This window comes from Jannaschia donghaensis, from assembly GCF_001403795.1.
GTDB classification, from domain to species: domain Bacteria; phylum Pseudomonadota; class Alphaproteobacteria; order Rhodobacterales; family Rhodobacteraceae; genus Jannaschia; species Jannaschia donghaensis.
The window spans coordinates 363,624-379,448 of the sequence record NZ_CXSU01000005.1; the positions used below are offsets into that span (position 1 = coordinate 363,624).

The window sequence follows — 15,825 nt, forward strand, 5'->3', positions numbered from 1 at the left end:
CAGATCGGCCGGGGTCTGTCATCCGGGCGCGCGTCAGCCCGCCGTCGTCTCGAACCCGTCGTCGGTGACGCGCGTGACCGTGGGCCGTTCGGGCGAATGGGGATCGACGGTGTCGTCGAATCGCTTGGTTTCGCGCACGCCGGGTACGGCGGCGAAGTCCTTCATGATGCGGTCGGGATACCAGCGGCGTTTCACTTGGGTGAAGCCCAATTGCTGCAGGATGCCGGAGATCGACTGCCCGCAGGTCGCCTTGGACGCCGGCCCATGCGCCTGCACCAGTTGCAGCGCCTGTGCGGCGAGTTCGGGCGAGACGCTGATTTCCTGGCTCACCAGGTGATAAGTCGGCCGCGCGTGGTAGTCGATGTAGAACTCCAACATCGTCGGCGTGATCCCATAGAGGACGTCGCCGCGTTCGGGGGCTGTGGGATGCCGCCAGGTTCCGGCCGGATCGAAGATGACCCGCTGATCGCCCGAAATCATCAAGGCGGAGTGCCCGCCCGCGCCGGAGCGATTGTTGATTGCCGTCAGCAGCGTCAGGGTGGTCGGCCCGGACGCCCGGTAGGCGCGGTTTTGAACCTCGGACAGTGGAGCGTAGATATTGTCCGCCCCGCAAGCCGCGAGCAGCGGCAGAAAGACCATCACGGCCAAGGCACGCAGCATTGCCGTCAAGTCCGGAAGATGGCCAGGAGGATCAGCAGGACGATGATCGCGATCACGGTCCATTTGGTGAAAGTCATGAACCCGGCAAAGGTCTTCTCCTGCTCGGTGGTGTCCATGCTTCCGGGTTTGTGGTCCTCGGCCATGTGGCGTTCCTTCGGTCGTCTCTGGTATCGGATGGGCGTCGTCTAGCCCATGTGTCAGGCGGTGTCACGACGTCCCGTCGGCCCCATCCCCGGCGTCTTCGCCTTCTTCGAGAGCACGGGCCAGCCGGAAACCGATGCGTTCGGGTTTGGGCTGATCCGCGGGCTTGGGGATCGCGCGCAGCAGCACGTTGAGTTGGCTGACGTGTTGAAGCGCCTGCATCGCATTGCCGTCCTTGTCGACGCCGGAAAACGTCACCAGATCGGGGGCGCTGAACCCCACGCCCTGAATGCGCAGAGTGCCCGACGGCCCGCCTGCGAACCCCATTGCGGAGACGTGGTCATCGTCCAACGTTTCCTCGAAGGCCTTCAGTTGCAGGATGACGCGCTGGAAGGCCCATTCGGCGGGGCTTTTGGCGGGCTTTGCGGCGACCTTGGCCGGCACCGGCACCGCATGGTCGCGACCGTCCGCGCGCAGATCCGCGCAGCGGTGCAGCGCGGCCCCTTCCATGGCGTCGGCGGTGGTGTGCGGATCGTTCATCGGCGCACCTTGGGCAAAGTCCGCGTTCGGTGCAACTCACCAACCCGTCAGCGGGGGATCAGATGGCCTGCCAGAGCCAGACGCCATCGTCGCGCGTGGTGCGACGCACACGTCCCGTCAGATGCAGATGCTGGATATGGGCAATCGCCTCGAAGAAGGCGAGGCCGTAGAGATCGCCAGTGATCTTGCGTTTGAACAGCGGCGCGAAGCAGTCGCCGCCGGTGCGCGGCTTGGCCAGATGGGCGTGCAGCCGGTCGAGCGCGGTGACGTGGTTCTGTCGCAGCGATTTCATCCGGGTCGGAAGGCCGCGATACGGCAGCTTGTGACCGGGCAGCACCATCTGATCGGGCCGCGCGAGCGGGGCAAGCCGATCGCAGGCCGCCAGCCAGTCACCGATGGGGTCGGCGTTCGTTTCCGACGGATAGAGGCCAAGATTGGGCGAGATACCGGGCAGAAGCTGATCGCCGCCCAGCACCAGATCGCCGCCGACTTCGTAGAGAACCGCATGTTCCGCCGCGTGGCCGTCGCCGCGCGCCACCGCCGCCCGCCGAACAGGATGTCCTCCCCTTCGTGCAACCGGGTCACACCGACGGGCAGGGGGGCCACGATGTCCGCGAAGTTGAACGGCCGCTCGGTCGCGCGCTTGGCCATGATGTCGGCGTCCATGCCCCAGCGGCGGCAGAACGCGATGGTTTCGGGCGTGGGCAGGGGTTGATCGTCCAGCGTCAGCATCCGCGCCATCAACCACGCCGTGCGCGTCATCAGAAGCTCGGTGCCCAGGGATTGCAGCCATCCGGCCAGACCGACGTGGTCGGGATGGTGGTGCGTGACGAGAAGTCGGGTGATCGGATCGCCGCCCAGCGGGCCGGCGCGCAGCTTTTGCAGGATCGCCCGCGTCCGTTTGGTGTCGAACCCGGTGTCGACCATGGCCCATCCATCGTCTTCGCGCAGGAAATAGATGTTCACGTGGTCCAGAGCCATCGGCAGCGGCAGGCGCGCCCAGAGAACGCCCTCGGACACCTCCGTCACCTCGCCTTCTGCGGGGGGCGTGGTCCAGGGGAACGTCAGCCCGGCATAGCCGTCGGGCAGGGTGTCATCGGGCATGTCACCCCCTCTTCTGGCCATAAACACGTCGGGGAGCGGGAGGGGCTGCCCCCCCCGCCCCCAATTTTTTAGGCTGCGATCACATCTGTGGACACGGCATACAGCTCCGCCGCACCGGTCCGGGCCTTGGCCATTTCGGCCATGGCTTCGGGGATCATGCGCCCGGCAGCATAGGCAGCCAGCGGCGCGCGAGTCGTTTCGGCAGCGGCGGCCTTGAGGTGATAGAACGCGCCCAGTACCCGGGCGAACGCCCCCAGATAGGACACAGCCCCGGCGAAGCGGTCCTGCATGTCCTGCTCCAGCATCCATTCCGTCAGCTTGCGCAGATGCGTCGCGGCGGTGGTCAGGTCGTCGTTGCCGAAGGCCTCCACCTCGTCCAGCAGGGCAAAGGCGGCGGCCCCACGATCCATCAGTTTACGCCCCACCAGATCCATCGCCTGGATGCCGTTGGTGCCTTCGTAGATCGCGGTGACACGCACGTCGCGCAGAAATTGAGCGGCCCCCGTCTCCTCCACGAAGCCCATTCCGCCATGCACCTGGATGCCGTCGCCCGCGACCTTGATGCCGGTGTCGGTGCCGAAGGCCTTGGCGATAGGCGTCAGGAACGCGCCGCGTGCCTTCCATGCGGCATCCCCCGTGGCCTTGGCCATGTCGAGCGAGACGGCGCAATCCATCGCCAAGGCGCGGGTCGCGAAGATGTCCGCCTTCATCGACAGGACCATGCGGCGCACGTCGGCGTGTTCCAGGATGTGGTCGGCGTCGCGGCCCGTCTTGCCCTGCTTGCGATCCATCGCATACCCGATGGCGTGTTGCAGCGCGGCCTCGGCCACCGACAGACCCTGAACGCCGACGCCCAGGCGCGCGTTGTTCATCATGGTGAACATCGCGGCCATGCCCTTGTGCGGCTCGCCCACCAGCCAGCCGGTCGCGCCGTCGTATTGCATCACAGCCGTGGGGGAGCCGTGCAGGCCCAGCTTGTGTTCCAGCGACACGACCTTGAGCGTGTTCGCGACGCCCGGTTTACCGTCCGCGTCGGGTATCCACTTGGGCACCATGAACAGGCTGATGCCCCGCGTGCCTTCGGCACCATCGGGCAGGCGGGCCAGAACCAGGTGGCAGATATTCTCGGAAAAGTCGTTGTCGCCCCAGGAGATATAGATCTTTTGGCCGGTAACCGCATAGGTTCCGTCGCCGTTGTCTTCGGCCTTGGACTTGAGCGCGCCGACGTCTGATCCGGCCTGTGGCTCGGTCAGGTTCATCGTGCCGCACCATTCGCCAGACACGAGCTTCGGGATATACAGATCCTGGATCTCGGGCGAGGCATGGGCCTCGAGCGCTTCGATCTGGCCCTGGGTCATCAAGGGGTTGAGTTGCAGCGCCAGACACCCCGACCCGATCATCTCGTTCACGGCCATCGTCAGGGTGATGGGCAGGCCCATGCCGCCGTACTCCGGGTCCGCCGACATCCCGATCCAACCGCCGTCGGCGATCGCACGGAACCCGTCGCCGAAGCCGGGCGACGTGCGAACGACGCCGTTTTCGAGGGCGGCGGGCGTGATGTCGCCGGCGCGGTTCAGGGGGGACAGCACCTCTTCGCACATCTTCCCGGCTTCGGTCAGGATCGCCTCGACCATGTCGGGCGTGGCCTCGGCGAAGGTATCGGTGGCGGCGACGCGGTCGAAGCCGACGATGTGATCGAGCACGAAACGCAATTCAGAGACGGGCGCGCGATAGGGCATGTGAAACCTCCCAATTAGGGGCAGGGACCGGTATGGGTCCGTGAATTGCACGAATACTAGGGCGCAGGCGCGCATGGCATCAACTGAAACACGACGTCACGGCCCCCGCGTCTTCGGGCCGCAGGAAATCGCGGCGGCGGCGGACGTCCTGCGCGGCGGCGGCCTTTTGGCCTTCCCGACCGAGACGGTCTATGGCCTTGGGGCCGATGCGACCGACGGGCGCGCGGTCGCGCGCATCTTCGCGGCCAAGGGGCGACCGGCGTTCAACCCGCTGATCGTGCACGTCGTCGACAAGGCCGCAGCCGAGGCCTTCGCCGTCTTCGACGCGGCTGCCGACGATCTGGCGATGCGGTTCTGGCCCGGTCCGCTGACGTTGGTTTTGCCCCTGCGTGACGACCATGAGCTTTCGCCCTTGGTGACGGCCGGCCTTGAAACGGTCGCGGTGCGGGTGCCGGCGTCACCTTTGGCGCGCGATCTTCTGGGCCGGGTCGGACGGCCCGTTGCGGCGCCTTCGGCAAATCCGTCGGGCCGTGTGTCGGCGACGCGGGCGATCCATGTGATCGAAGGTCTGGGCGACCGGATCGACGGCGTGCTGGACGGCGGGGCCTGCCGCGTCGGTCTGGAATCGACGATCCTGCGAACCGCACCGCTTGCCCTGTTGCGCGAAGGCGGATTGGCCGCCGAGGAGATCGAGGCCGCGCTGGGTCATGTTCTGACGCGTGACGTCACGCCGGGAAAGGTGCAGGCCCCGGGACAATTGTCGTCCCATTACGCGCCGGGGCGGCCCGTGCGATTGAGCGTGACCGACCGGGACCCGGATGCGGCGCTGCTGGGCTTTGGTCTGGTTGCCGGCGACCTGACCCTCTCGGCGCAGGGCGACCTGGTGGAGGCGGCGGCGAACCTGTTCGACCACCTGCACGCGATCGACCGTCTGGCCGGGGCGGCGGGGAAGACCCGGATCGACGTCGCGCCGATCCCCGAAAAGGGCCTGGGGCGCGCGATCAACGATCGATTGCGTCGCGCGGCGGCCCCGCGCGCGCCAAAAGGATGATGCGGCGGCCCCGCGCGCCTGATCTCGCAACGCCGACTGCCATCTTCATGCCGCAGGCGTGATTTCCAATGGATGCCACGCTTCGCTAGCACAGGTCCACCATGCTGACCTTTTTTCGTCTTCTGACCCTATTGCTCCTTCTGGGCCTCGTCGCCCCGACTGCGCGCGCGCAGGTCGCGGACGTGTCGCAGATCGTTTCCGTCGAGGTGGTGCCGGGATGGCGGCGGGCCGACGGCACCCACGTCGCGGGTCTGAAAATCCGTCTGGCACCTGGGTGGAAAACCTACTGGCGCAGCGCGGGGGCCGCCGGAATATCGCCGCGCATGGACTGGCGCGATTCGCGCGGTGTCCGTTCGGTCACGCCGGCCTGGCCCACGCCCACGGTCTTCCGGCAGGGCGCGGCGCTGTCCATCGGCTACGATCGCGATTTCGTCCTGCCGCTTCTGATCGTGCCGGGACGTGGCACGCCGGAGCTGCGCGGGCGCCTCGACATCGGCGTCTGTGCCGACATCTGCCTGCCCGCGCAGATCGATGTTGCCGCCGTCCTGACCGGGTCCGCCACGCCCGATCGCGCGTTGGAGGCTGCCTTGCGGGACCGTCCCCGCCGGGTAAACGCACGCGCGCGCTGCCTGCTTCGACCCATCGACGACGGCTTCGCCATCACCGGGCAGATCGACGTGCCGTCTCAGGGCCGTGCCGAGGCGGTCGTGTTCGAGATGGCCAACCCGAACGTCTGGGTGACGGACGCGCAGGTCACCCGGCGCGGCGGGCGAATCGACGCAACTTCGCAGCTTTTGATGGCGGGCAACGGAACGTTCGGGGTAGACCGAAGCCAATTGCGAATGACGGTAATCGGAACCCGAGGAGCGGTCGAGGTGTTTGGCTGCACGGGTTGAAACTGCTCGACGATGCGCAAATCCCCGCCGATCACGGCATAATGTCGCGGTTGGCACATCTTTCCCTTGAAGCACGGCGCGCACCGTTACATTTTGATTTACGGATGAGGAGAGTACGCATGGCCGACAAGCAAAGCGCCCTTGGCAAAGCGATCGACGCGGTGACCGACCGTCTGTCGGAACTTCTCGACTCCCTTGGACCGCAACCCGAGCGGATCCGCATTCCGGTACGCAATGACGACCGGCGCGGTCCACGCTAAGTCAACAGCTGCATAAGTATTCGATCAGCCGTGTCCCAAGGGATGCGGCTTTTTCATTTCCCACGTCAGGAATCAGCGGCGCGTCAGGACGCCGCGCGACGCAGCAGCGGGCCGGCGACGGGCACCTTCTTGGGCTTCACCGTCAGACGCGACAGCATGTCGGCCAGCTCCGGCTCATCGACCAGATCGGCGGCCTTGGACAGCGAGAACCACTTGCGGGTCCGCGCGTCGCGTTCCTTCCAATCCGTCTTCAGCTTTTCAACGATCATCGGATAGACGCGAACGCGGCACGGCTGCGGCGTGCCATCATCCATGATCTTGTCATAGCCGTAGGTGCCGAATACCTCGCGCGCGATATGGCCCTTGGCCCCGGCCTCCTCCAACGCTTCGATCGCCGCGGCGGCCCAAGGCTTCACATCCTTCATGGTCCACCCTTTCGGCACGACCCATCGGCCCGTATCGCGGGAGGTTATCATCAGGACTTCGACTTCGTTGTTGTCGTTCCACCGCAGCGGCAACGCTGCGATCTGTTCTCTTGCCTTGGCCACATCTGCTCCTTGGATGCTTGTGCATCCTTTCGCCAATCATCCCATATAAGCGATTCGTTTGCAAATACAGCCGCTGGATCAGGTGGATATCAGGCCCGCCACCCCGGCAATCGACGCGACCGTCCGCCATGGCGCGAAGTCGGGGATCGGCGTCGTCTGATAGCCGCCCTCGACGTGGACGTACGCAATTCCCGCCGCCCGAGCGGTGCGCCAGTCGGTGATGGAATCGCCCACGTAAAGCGTCGCGACCGGGTCCGCGCCCAGATCGGCGACGACCCGCAGCAGCGGAGCGGGATCAGGCTTGCGCTTCGGCAGGCTGTCGCCGCCCAGCACGGCGTCGAACGGACCCAATGGCAACGCGCGCAGGATGGCATGGGTCGGCCCTGCGGGTTTGTTGGTGCACAGGCCCAGCTTCAGACCCTGCGCCGCCAGCGCGTCCAGCAGATCCTGCGCGCCGTCGTAGGCGGTTGTGCCGATCATCGGATCGCGGCCGTAGTGGCGCAGGAAGACCGCCAAGGCGTCGGGATGCCGCACCGGATCCGCCCCTGCCCAGTGCAGGCACCGCTCCACCAGTTTGGGGGCACCGTTGCCGATGAAGCCGATCACCGTGGCAAGGTCGGGGCGCGGCAGGCCCAGATCGTCCATCGTGGTCCCGGCTGCCAGACAAAGACCGGGCGCGCTGTCGATCAGGGTGCCATCCAGATCGAAGACCACGGCTTGCAGGGGCCACGTCGGGGCGACTGGCGTCACGGGCAGGGTGCGCCGGCGTCGGCCCAGGCCAGGATCGCTGCGACAGTTTCTTCGGGTGTGCCGGGGGCAGGCTCCAGCCCCGGCCCGGGCGTCCAGCCCCACAGAACCAGCGGATCGTGCCCGACGTGATCGGCCACCTCGGCCAAGGTGCGGCCGCCGTTGCGATCTGGGTCTTTCAGTTGTTCGCAGATCTGGGCGGGTGTCCGCGCCGCCCATTGCATTTCGACCGGGGGCAGGGCCCAACCCTCGGCCCCGGGCGCACTGCCCTCCAGCACGCCGTTGCGGTTGGTGTGACAGGTCGAACAGGGCAACGTCTCGATCCCCATCCGGCTTTCGCCGCCCTGCATGTGGTAGCCATGGGGCTGTGTGCCGCCCGCTTCGGTGGACCACAGCGGAATGCCGTCGGCCCCGACATGACAATTCGCGCAGCGCGGATGCAGCAGCACCTCCGCGATTGGGTCGAAACTCTGCGCGGCGGCAGGCGCGGCCAGGGCGCAGAGGATCAGAAGCGCCCTCATGCGAAGCGCACCGATTTGGCGAAGGGCATGTCGCGCAGGCGCGTGCCGGTCGCCGCGAAGATCGCGTTGGCCAACGCGGGTGCGGCGGGCGGCAGGCCCGGTTCCCCTGCGCCACGGATGGTGGGCAGGGTTTCCAACGTGCGAACTTCTACCTGCGGGGTCTGCCACAACCGCATGCTTTCGTATTCGTGATAATTGGTCTGCTGGATGCGATGATTGTCGAACGTCACCTCCGCGTGCATCGCATGGCCCAGCCCGAACAGCGCGCCCCCCGACAACTGGCTTTCCAGGTTCACCGGGTCCAGCACCTGTCCGACGTCCGCCGCGATCCACAGCTTGTCGAGGCGGATGCCCGCCTCCGTATCCGACACTTCGATGATCTGCGCGCAGGGCACGCCGAAGGCGATGGTGAAGGCCACGCCCCGGCCCTTGCCGTCGCCCAGCGGGCCATTCCAGGACGCCATGTCGGCCACGGCCTCCAACACGCCGCGCGACGCGTCGTCGTGCAGCAAGCGCAGGCGTTCGGCCACCGGGTCGGCCCCGGCCTCGGCAATCAGCTCGTCCAGCAGGCTTTCGATGAAAAAGCCGTTGTGCGACGCACCCACGGACCGCCAGGACGACACGCCGACGCCGGCCGGCACCCGGTATCCGGTGATCCGCCGGTCGGGGATGGCATAGGGTGCATCCCACGCCGCGGCGACGATCGCGACGTCCGGACCGACGGCCGGAAGCCCCGCGCGCCCGATCTGGCTTTCGGTCACGGAATGCGCGGCGATCGATAGGTCCAGGCTGCGCACCTGTCCATCGTCGACCGTGCCGCGCCCGCGCGCGATTGCCATGGGGCGCAGGAAGCCGTGGGTCATATCCTGTTCCCGGCTCAGCGTCAGGCGCACGGGGCGTCCGGGCACCTGCACCGCGATTTCGGCGGCCTGTTGCACCCAAAGGTAATCGAGGCGGTGCCCGAAGCTGCCGCCCGACGGCTGATTGTGCACCTGCACCAGATCGGCGTCCTGCCCGGTGATGGCGGCGACGGCATCGCGCACGAAGATCGGCACCTGCGTCGCCGTCCAGACCTGCGTGCCGCCTTCGGTGTAAAGGACGGTCGCATTGGCCGGCTCCAACGGGGCATGGTGCAAGAATGGCGCGCGGTATTCCGCGGTCACCAGGTCGCCCGGGGCGGCGTCCACGTCGCCGTCGTCGGCAAACCGGCTGTCCTGGGCATCGTCGATGAAGGCGGCGGTATGCGCCTCCCACATGGCGTCGCTGTCGGCGGGGCGACCCGTGGGCACGTCCCATTCGATCGCCAGCGCGCGGGCCGCGGCCATCGCGCGCCAGGTGTTGTCGGCCAGCACGGCGAAACCGTCGGTGATCGGTACCACGTCCTCCACCCCGCGCATCGCCCGCGCGGCCGCATCGTCCACCGATACCACGCCGCCATCCATGGCGGGATTGGTGACGACCGTCGCATGGATCATGTCGTCCAGCACCAGATCCCCGCCGTAACGGAAGGTGCCGGTGGACTTGGCGACCATATCGGTGCGCCGCATGTTTTTGCCCAGCCATTTCCACCCTTCGGCCGCGCGGGGGGCGACTTCGATCGGGTCCAGCGCCGCCGCCTCCTGGGCCAGATCTGCATAGGGGACCGCGTCGCCGGTCGGCAGAATGACTGCGCCGCCTTCGGTGCGCAGATCGGCGCGCACGAAAGCGTAGCGGTTTGCGGCGGCCTGTTTCAGCGTCTCGCGTGCGGTCGCGCCGGCGGCACGCAGGCGGTCGTACATGTCGGGCACCGTGGTCGACCCGCCGGTGATGTGCAGGCCCAGAAACTTCGCCGCCGGGCCAGCCGCGCTGCGCCCCACACGCGACACAAGGCCGTCGTTCCAGGCCGCGAACGGCATCCCCTCGGCGGCGACCTTGCCGTTGTAATAGGCACCCGACGCAGGCCCGAACGACGTGCGCACCGTTTGCGGATCGACGTCCAGCTCCTCGGCCAGCAGATACGTCTGGATCGAGACCGCGCCCTGCCCGACATCGCTGCGCGGGGTGATCAGCGTCACACCGTCCGCGTCGATCATCACATAGGGGTTCAGCGTCGTGGCCCCTTCGGGCAGATCCGCCAGCAGCGGATTGTCGACCGGCTTGCGCCAGGCATAGACGCCGAAAGCCACGCCGCCGGCAACGGCGGCGGAGCCGATCAGGAAACTGCGGCGGGCGATTTTTCCGACACTTGCCATCACGCGCCCTCGCTTTGAATGGCGCGGCGAATGGCGGCGCGGATGCGGGGATAGCTGGCGCAGCGGCACAGGTTGCCCGACATCGCGGCGTCGATCTCCGCGTCCGTGGGGGCGGGGTTCAACGCCAGAAGGCTGGCCGCCTGCATCACCTGCCCCGACTGGCAATAACCGCATTGCGCGACCTGTTCATCGATCCAGGCCTGTTGCACCGGATGCGGCGCATCCGGCGTGCCCAGCCCTTCGATCGTGGTGACCTCGGCCCCCTCGACCTCTTGTGCCGTGATCTGGCACGACCGCACCGCCAACCCGTCCAGATGCACGGTGCAGGCCCCGCAGGCATCGATGCCGCATCCGTACTTCGGGCCGTGGATCCGCAACTCGTCGCGCAACAGCCACAGAAGCGGCATGTCCGGTTCTACGTCCAGATCGTGGGTCGTGCCGTCGACGGTGAGTTTCATCGGGTGCCTCCTGCGCGTTCGCCTTGCCACAGATACGCCTGACGCGGCGCGGCGCAAACCGTTCGATCCCGATTTCGTCTGCCCCGCCCCGTGACGTCGGGTCGGCGTGGCGCTGGACCTGCCCCGCGCGATGCGGCAGGACGGTGGGATGACAGCCGCGATGCCCGTAACGTCCGACCTTGCCGATGATTTCGCACGCGACGGCGCGGTCATCCTGCGCGGCCTGTTCGCGGATCACGTTCCGGCGCTGCGCGACGCGGTCACCGCGAACCTGGCCGACCCCGGCCCCCACGCCGGCGAAAACACCGCACTCGGAGAGGCGGGACGCTTCTTCGAGGATTACGTGAACTGGCACCGCTTCCCTGCGTTCGAGGCGGCGGCCCGCGACCCCGTGATCGCCGGCACCGCCGCCGCGCTCATGGCATCGCAGCGCGTGCAGTTATTTCACGAACACGTTCTGGTGAAGGAGCCGGGGACGGCGCGCCCGACGCCGTGGCATCAGGATGCGCCGTATTATTTCGTCGACGGGCGCCAGACCGTCAGCTTCTGGGTCCCTCTCGATCCGGTGCGCGACGCGACGCTTCGGCTGGTTGCGGGATCGCACCTTTGGGAAAAGCCGGTTCTGCCGACCCGCTGGCTGTCGCAGGAGGCGTTCTTCGCCGGCGACTACAGGCCCATCCCCGATCCGGACGCCGAGGGGATGCGCGTGGTGGAATGGAAAATGGAGCCTGGCGATGCCGTCGCCTTTTCGTTCAACACCCTGCACGGCGCGCGGGGCAACGTGGCGGGCGCGCGGCGGCGGGCGTTCTCGCTGCGTTACGTCGGCGATGACGCCCGCTACGTCGAACGCCCCGGCCCGACGTCGCCACCGTTTCCCGGTCACGGCCATGCGCCCGGCGACCGGCTGCGCGACGATTGGTTCCCGACCGTCTGGAGGACGACATGACGACACCCCCCGGCGGCCTGCCGCCGCAGACCGCGCTGATGACCGGGCGCGCCGTTTTCACCGAAAGCTACGCCGTGATCCCACGCGGCTGTCAGACCGACATCGTGACCTCCATCCTGCCCGGCTGGACGGGGATGCGGATGTGGATGCTGGCGCGCCCGATGTCCGGGTTTTCAGAGACCTTTTCGCATTATCTGGTCGAGTTGGAGACCGGCGGCGGCTGTCAGGCACCCGAGGTCGATCCGCTGGCGCAGTCGATCCTCTATGTCGTGGACGGCACCCTGACGCTGCGCGTTGATGGGACCGATCATGCGATGACGGCGGGGGGCTATGCCTATGTGCCCGCGGGGACCGACTGGTCGGTGAATGCACCGCAGGACGCCCGGTTTCACTGGATCCGCAAACGCTGGGTCGCGGCCCCCGGCACCACGACCCCGCCCGCCTTCGTCACGCGGGAGGCGGACCACGATCCCGTCGCCATGCCTGGCACCGACGGGCGCTGGGCCACCACGCGCTTCGTCGATCCGTCGGACACGGACCATGATTGCCACGTCAACATCGTGACGTTTCAGCCGGGCGGCCTGATCCCGTTCGAGGAAACGCATGTTATGGAGCACGGTCTCTTCGTGCTGGAGGGCAAGGCCGCCTATAAGCTCAACCGCGACTGGGTGGAGGTGGAGGCCGGCGATTACATGTGGCTGCGCGCCTATTGTCCGCAGGCCTGCTATGCTGGCGGGCCGGGGCAGTTCCGCTATCTTCTCTATAAGGACGTGAACCGGCATGCGGCGTTGGGGGGTGTGCTGGGCTGACGCAGCGGCACGGCGTTGGCAGGGGCGGCATAATCGTGATACGCGCCCAAAGGAACAGGCGAATGTTCGTTTAGGCGCGCTTCGCAAGCGATGTGAGGATCACCATGCGCCAGACCTACGACCTGTTCATCATCGGCGGCGGCATCAACGGCTGCGGCATCGCGCGCGATGCGGCCGGTCGGGGCCTGTCGGTCGGTCTGGCGGAAATGGGCGACCTGGCGGGTGCAACGTCGAGTTCGTCGACCAAGCTGTTCCATGGCGGCCTGCGCTATCTCGAATACTGGGAGGTGCGGCTGGTGCGCGAGGCGCTGCGCGAACGCGATATCCTGATCCGCAACATGCCCCACATCTCCTGGCCGCTGCGCTTCGTGCTGCCATTGTCACCCGATATGCGGTTCGAGGGGGGGACGCCGACCTCCAAGCTGATCGGTACGACCATGCCCTGGCTGCGGGGGCGTCGGCCCGACTGGCTAATCCGGGCGGGTCTGTTCATGTACGACAGTCTTGCCAAGTCGAAACTCTTGCCCGGCACCAAGACGATATCGCTTGTCGATACGCCCGAGGGCGCACCGTTGGAGGACCGCTTTCGCAAGGCGTTCGAATATTCCGACGGCTGGGTCGAGGATTCGCGACTGGTCGTGCTGAACGCGCGGGATGCGGCGAACCGGGGCGCGGACATTGCCGTGGGCACCAAGGTCGTGTCGGCGGAGCGTGACGGCGACGAATGGCTGGTGACCTTGTCGGGCGAACGCGAAGGCCAGATCCGCGCCAAGATGCTGGTGAACGCGGCCGGGCCCTGGGTCGGCGATGTTATCGCCGGCGTCGTGCGGTCGAACGCCAAGGAAGGCGTGCGCCTGGTGCGCGGGTCGCACATCGTGACCAAGCGACTCTACGATCACGACAAATGCTATTTCTTCCAGGGGGCCGACGGGCGGATCATCTTCGCGATCCCCTACGAATACGATTACACCCTGATCGGCACGACCGACGCCGAACATCACGATGCCGATGAAAAGCCGGTCTGCACGCCGGAAGAACGGGCCTACCTGCTGGATTTCGCCAACGGCTATTTCAAGCGCGACCTGACCGACGCCGACGTCGTCTGGACGTATTCCGGCGTGCGCCCGCTGTACGACGACGGCGCGACATCGGCCACGGCGGCGACCCGGGACTACGTGCTGAAGGTCGACTCGGGCGGGGCGCCCGTCCTCAACATCTTCGGCGGCAAGATCACCACGTTCCGCAAGCTGGCCAATGCCGCGATGGACAAGATCGGCGATCATCTGACCATAACCGGTCCCTGGACCCACGACGCACCCTTGCCGGGCGGCGATTTTGCGGTGGGTGGACAGGGCGCGCAGGTGATGGCGCTGCAAGCCGCCTATCCATTCCTGACCGACCATTGGGCGGTGCGGCTGGTGCGGGCCTATGGCACGCAGGCGGCGGACGTCTTGGGCACCGCCAAGGACGCGGCCGACCTGGGACATGACTTCGGGCACACGCTGACCGAAGCGGAAGTCATCTGGCAGATGGACCGCGAATGGGCGCGCACCGCGCAGGACGTGCTTTGGCGGCGCACCAAGCTGGGATTGCGGCTGAGCGCGGCCCAAGTGACCACTTTGGAGGCGTTCATGGCGGGCCGGTCGCCGCAGGATTGATCGCTGCGAGAATCACGCTGCGGTGCCGCTGCCGGTCTGGTTTACGCAACGGCATATAAAACGGGCAGTGCGATTTCAATTCGCCGCAAAACCGGGCATTCAAATTCGCAAAGCCGTGAATGCGGCCCTGTCGCTTGCCTGTGGCGAACCCCTGTCCCGAACGTCGGTCCGGTCAAAACAGGGGATCACCGATGACGTATCGCAAAGCACTTCTGAGCCTGCCGCTTCTGCTCGCCTCCACCGCCGCCCATGCGCAGGCCGATTGCCCGGTCAAGGTCGGCGTCCTGCACTCGCTATCGGGCACGATGGCCATTTCGGAAACCACGCTGAAGGACACGGTCGAAATGCTGGTCGACCGCCAGAACGAGGCCGGCGGCCTTCTGGGTTGCGATATCGAGGCGGTGGTCGTCGACCCGGCCTCCGACTGGCCGCTGTTCGCCGAGAAAGCGCGCGAGTTGCTGACGGTGGAGGAGGTCGACGTGATCTTCGGCTCCTGGACCTCCGTCAGCCGCAAATCCGCGCTGCCGGTGCTGGAGGAATTGAACGGCCTGATGTTCTATCCCGTGCAGTACGAAGGCGAGGAAAGCTCCAAAAACGTCTTCTACACCGGTGCCGCCCCGAACCAGCAGGCCATTCCCGCAGTCGACTACTTCCTAGAAGAACTGGGCGTCGAACGCTTCGCCCTGCTTGGCACCGACTACGTCTATCCGCGCACGACCAACAACATCCTGGAAGCCTACCTGAAGTCCAAGGGTGTCGCCGCCGAAGACATCTTCGTCAACTACACACCGTTCGGCCACTCCGATTGGGCCACGATCGTGGGTGATGTGGTGGAAATGTCCGAAGACGGTCGCCCCGTCGGTGTCATCTCCACCATCAACGGTGATGCCAACATCGGGTTCTACAAGGAACTGGCCGCGTCCGAAATTTCCGCCGACGACATCCCCGTCGTCGCCTTCTCCGTGGGGGAGGAGGAATTGTCGGGCCTCGACACGACCGATCTCGTCGGCCACCTGGCGGCCTGGAATTATTTCCAATCCGCCGAGACGGACGCCAACGCCGAATTCATCGCCGCCTGGAAAGAGCGGATGGGCGAAGATCGCGTGACCAACGACCCGATGGAGGCCCATTACATCGGCTTCAACATGTGGGTGAACGCGGTCGAGGCCGCCGGGACCACCGACGTCGATGCGGTCCGCGACGCGATGTATGGACAGGAGTTTCCGAACCTGACCGGCGGCACGGCCGTGATGCTGCCCAACCACCACCTGTCTAAGCCTGTCCTGATCGGGGAAATCACCGAAGACGGCCAGTTCGACATCGTGTCCCAGACGGCGGAGGTCGAAGGCGACGCCTGGACCGACCATCTGGTCGACAGCGCCAAGCTGACCTCCGACTGGCCGGGCCTGGGCTGCGGAATGTACGACACCGAGGCCGAGACCTGCGTTCAGATCCAGTCCAACTACTGATCTGACCTGAGCCGAAATCGCAGGGCGGGGGTTCACCCCGCCCTGCG

16 protein-coding genes and 1 pseudogene are annotated in these 15,825 nt (G+C 66.6%); 7 read left to right on the plus strand and 10 right to left on the minus strand.

Annotation, left to right across the window (positions count from 1 at the left end; genetic code table 11):
- Positions 1 to 33: 33 nt before the first annotated feature.
- The 5 genes and pseudogenes from JDO7802_RS02425 to JDO7802_RS02445 form a co-directional block, all read right to left on the minus strand.
- Positions 34 to 660 carry a hypothetical protein gene (locus JDO7802_RS02425; protein WP_055082240.1) on the minus strand — a complete coding sequence of 209 codons (627 nt, stop codon included), beginning with the start codon at positions 658 to 660 and terminating at the stop codon, positions 34 to 36.
- Positions 661 to 665: 5 nt separating this feature from the next.
- Positions 666 to 803 (minus strand): aa3-type cytochrome c oxidase subunit IV, encoded by a 138-nt coding sequence (locus JDO7802_RS02430; protein WP_055082243.1) that lies wholly within the window; start codon positions 801 to 803, stop codon positions 666 to 668.
- A 64-nt stretch (positions 804 to 867) separates the two neighbouring features.
- Positions 868 to 1,341, minus strand: coding sequence for a DUF6173 family protein (locus JDO7802_RS02435; RefSeq protein WP_055082245.1), 474 nt, complete (start codon positions 1,339 to 1,341; stop codon positions 868 to 870).
- Between the two features lie 58 nt (positions 1,342 to 1,399).
- A pseudogene (locus tag JDO7802_RS02440) lies at positions 1,400 to 2,445 on the minus strand (MBL fold metallo-hydrolase).
- Positions 2,446 to 2,513: 68 nt separating this feature from the next.
- Positions 2,514 to 4,184: an acyl-CoA dehydrogenase family protein gene (locus JDO7802_RS02445; RefSeq protein ID WP_055082247.1), complete on the minus strand. Its 1,671-nt coding sequence runs from the start codon at positions 4,182 to 4,184 to the stop codon at positions 2,514 to 2,516.
- Between the two features lie 73 nt (positions 4,185 to 4,257).
- On the opposite strand from JDO7802_RS02445, the gene JDO7802_RS02450 reads away from it, so the two are divergent.
- The 3 genes from JDO7802_RS02450 to JDO7802_RS18155 all read left to right on the plus strand — a co-directional run bounded on the left by JDO7802_RS02450 (position 4,258) and on the right by JDO7802_RS18155 (position 6,391).
- A complete protein-coding gene (locus JDO7802_RS02450; RefSeq protein WP_055082249.1) occupies positions 4,258 to 5,235 on the plus strand; it encodes an L-threonylcarbamoyladenylate synthase in 978 nt (325 codons plus the stop codon).
- A gap of 101 nt (positions 5,236 to 5,336) precedes the next feature.
- Positions 5,337 to 6,131 (plus strand): protein-disulfide reductase DsbD domain-containing protein, encoded by a 795-nt coding sequence (locus tag JDO7802_RS02455; protein WP_055082251.1) that lies wholly within the window; start codon positions 5,337 to 5,339, stop codon positions 6,129 to 6,131.
- A gap of 119 nt (positions 6,132 to 6,250) precedes the next feature.
- Entirely contained in the window at positions 6,251 to 6,391 is a 141-nt protein-coding gene (locus JDO7802_RS18155) for a hypothetical protein (RefSeq protein WP_187298075.1), read from the plus strand.
- Between the two features lie 83 nt (positions 6,392 to 6,474).
- Here the strand turns inward: JDO7802_RS18155 and JDO7802_RS02460 are convergent, their stop codons facing one another.
- From JDO7802_RS02460 to JDO7802_RS02480, 5 genes are all read right to left on the minus strand, one after another.
- Positions 6,475 to 6,939 carry an NUDIX hydrolase gene (locus JDO7802_RS02460; protein WP_055082253.1) on the minus strand — a complete coding sequence of 155 codons (465 nt, stop codon included), beginning with the start codon at positions 6,937 to 6,939 and terminating at the stop codon, positions 6,475 to 6,477.
- Between the two features lie 78 nt (positions 6,940 to 7,017).
- Positions 7,018 to 7,689, minus strand: a complete 672-nt coding sequence (gene gph, locus JDO7802_RS02465; RefSeq protein ID WP_187298076.1) for a phosphoglycolate phosphatase — start codon at positions 7,687 to 7,689, stop codon at positions 7,018 to 7,020.
- Positions 7,686 to 8,207 carry a hypothetical protein gene (locus JDO7802_RS02470; RefSeq protein WP_055082255.1) on the minus strand — a complete coding sequence of 174 codons (522 nt, stop codon included), beginning with the start codon at positions 8,205 to 8,207 and terminating at the stop codon, positions 7,686 to 7,688. The genes gph and JDO7802_RS02470 overlap by 4 nt, the downstream gene beginning before the upstream one ends.
- A complete protein-coding gene (locus tag JDO7802_RS02475) occupies positions 8,204 to 10,438 on the minus strand; it encodes a xanthine dehydrogenase family protein molybdopterin-binding subunit (protein ID WP_055082257.1) in 2,235 nt (744 codons plus the stop codon). Before JDO7802_RS02475 ends, JDO7802_RS02470 begins: the two co-directional genes overlap by 4 nt.
- Complete coding sequence (locus tag JDO7802_RS02480) at positions 10,438 to 10,896, minus strand: (2Fe-2S)-binding protein (RefSeq protein WP_055082259.1); 459 nt, start codon at positions 10,894 to 10,896, stop codon at positions 10,438 to 10,440. Before JDO7802_RS02480 ends, JDO7802_RS02475 begins: the two co-directional genes overlap by 1 nt.
- A 148-nt stretch (positions 10,897 to 11,044) precedes the next feature.
- Between JDO7802_RS02480 and JDO7802_RS02485 the strand changes: the two genes are divergently transcribed.
- The 4 genes from JDO7802_RS02485 (at position 11,045) to urtA (ending at position 15,778) form a co-directional block, all read left to right on the plus strand.
- Complete coding sequence (locus JDO7802_RS02485; RefSeq protein ID WP_245624087.1) at positions 11,045 to 11,842, plus strand: phytanoyl-CoA dioxygenase family protein; 798 nt, start codon at positions 11,045 to 11,047, stop codon at positions 11,840 to 11,842.
- Entirely contained in the window at positions 11,839 to 12,651 is an 813-nt protein-coding gene (locus tag JDO7802_RS02490; protein WP_055082261.1) for a bifunctional allantoicase/(S)-ureidoglycine aminohydrolase, read from the plus strand. The genes JDO7802_RS02485 and JDO7802_RS02490 overlap by 4 nt, the downstream gene beginning before the upstream one ends.
- Positions 12,652 to 12,755: 104 nt before the next feature.
- A complete protein-coding gene (glpD, locus tag JDO7802_RS02495; protein ID WP_055082263.1) occupies positions 12,756 to 14,309 on the plus strand; it encodes a glycerol-3-phosphate dehydrogenase in 1,554 nt (517 codons plus the stop codon).
- A gap of 191 nt (positions 14,310 to 14,500) precedes the next feature.
- Positions 14,501 to 15,778 (plus strand): urea ABC transporter substrate-binding protein, encoded by a 1,278-nt coding sequence (gene urtA, locus JDO7802_RS02500; protein ID WP_055082265.1) that lies wholly within the window; start codon positions 14,501 to 14,503, stop codon positions 15,776 to 15,778.
- Positions 15,779 to 15,825 lie beyond the last annotated feature (47 nt).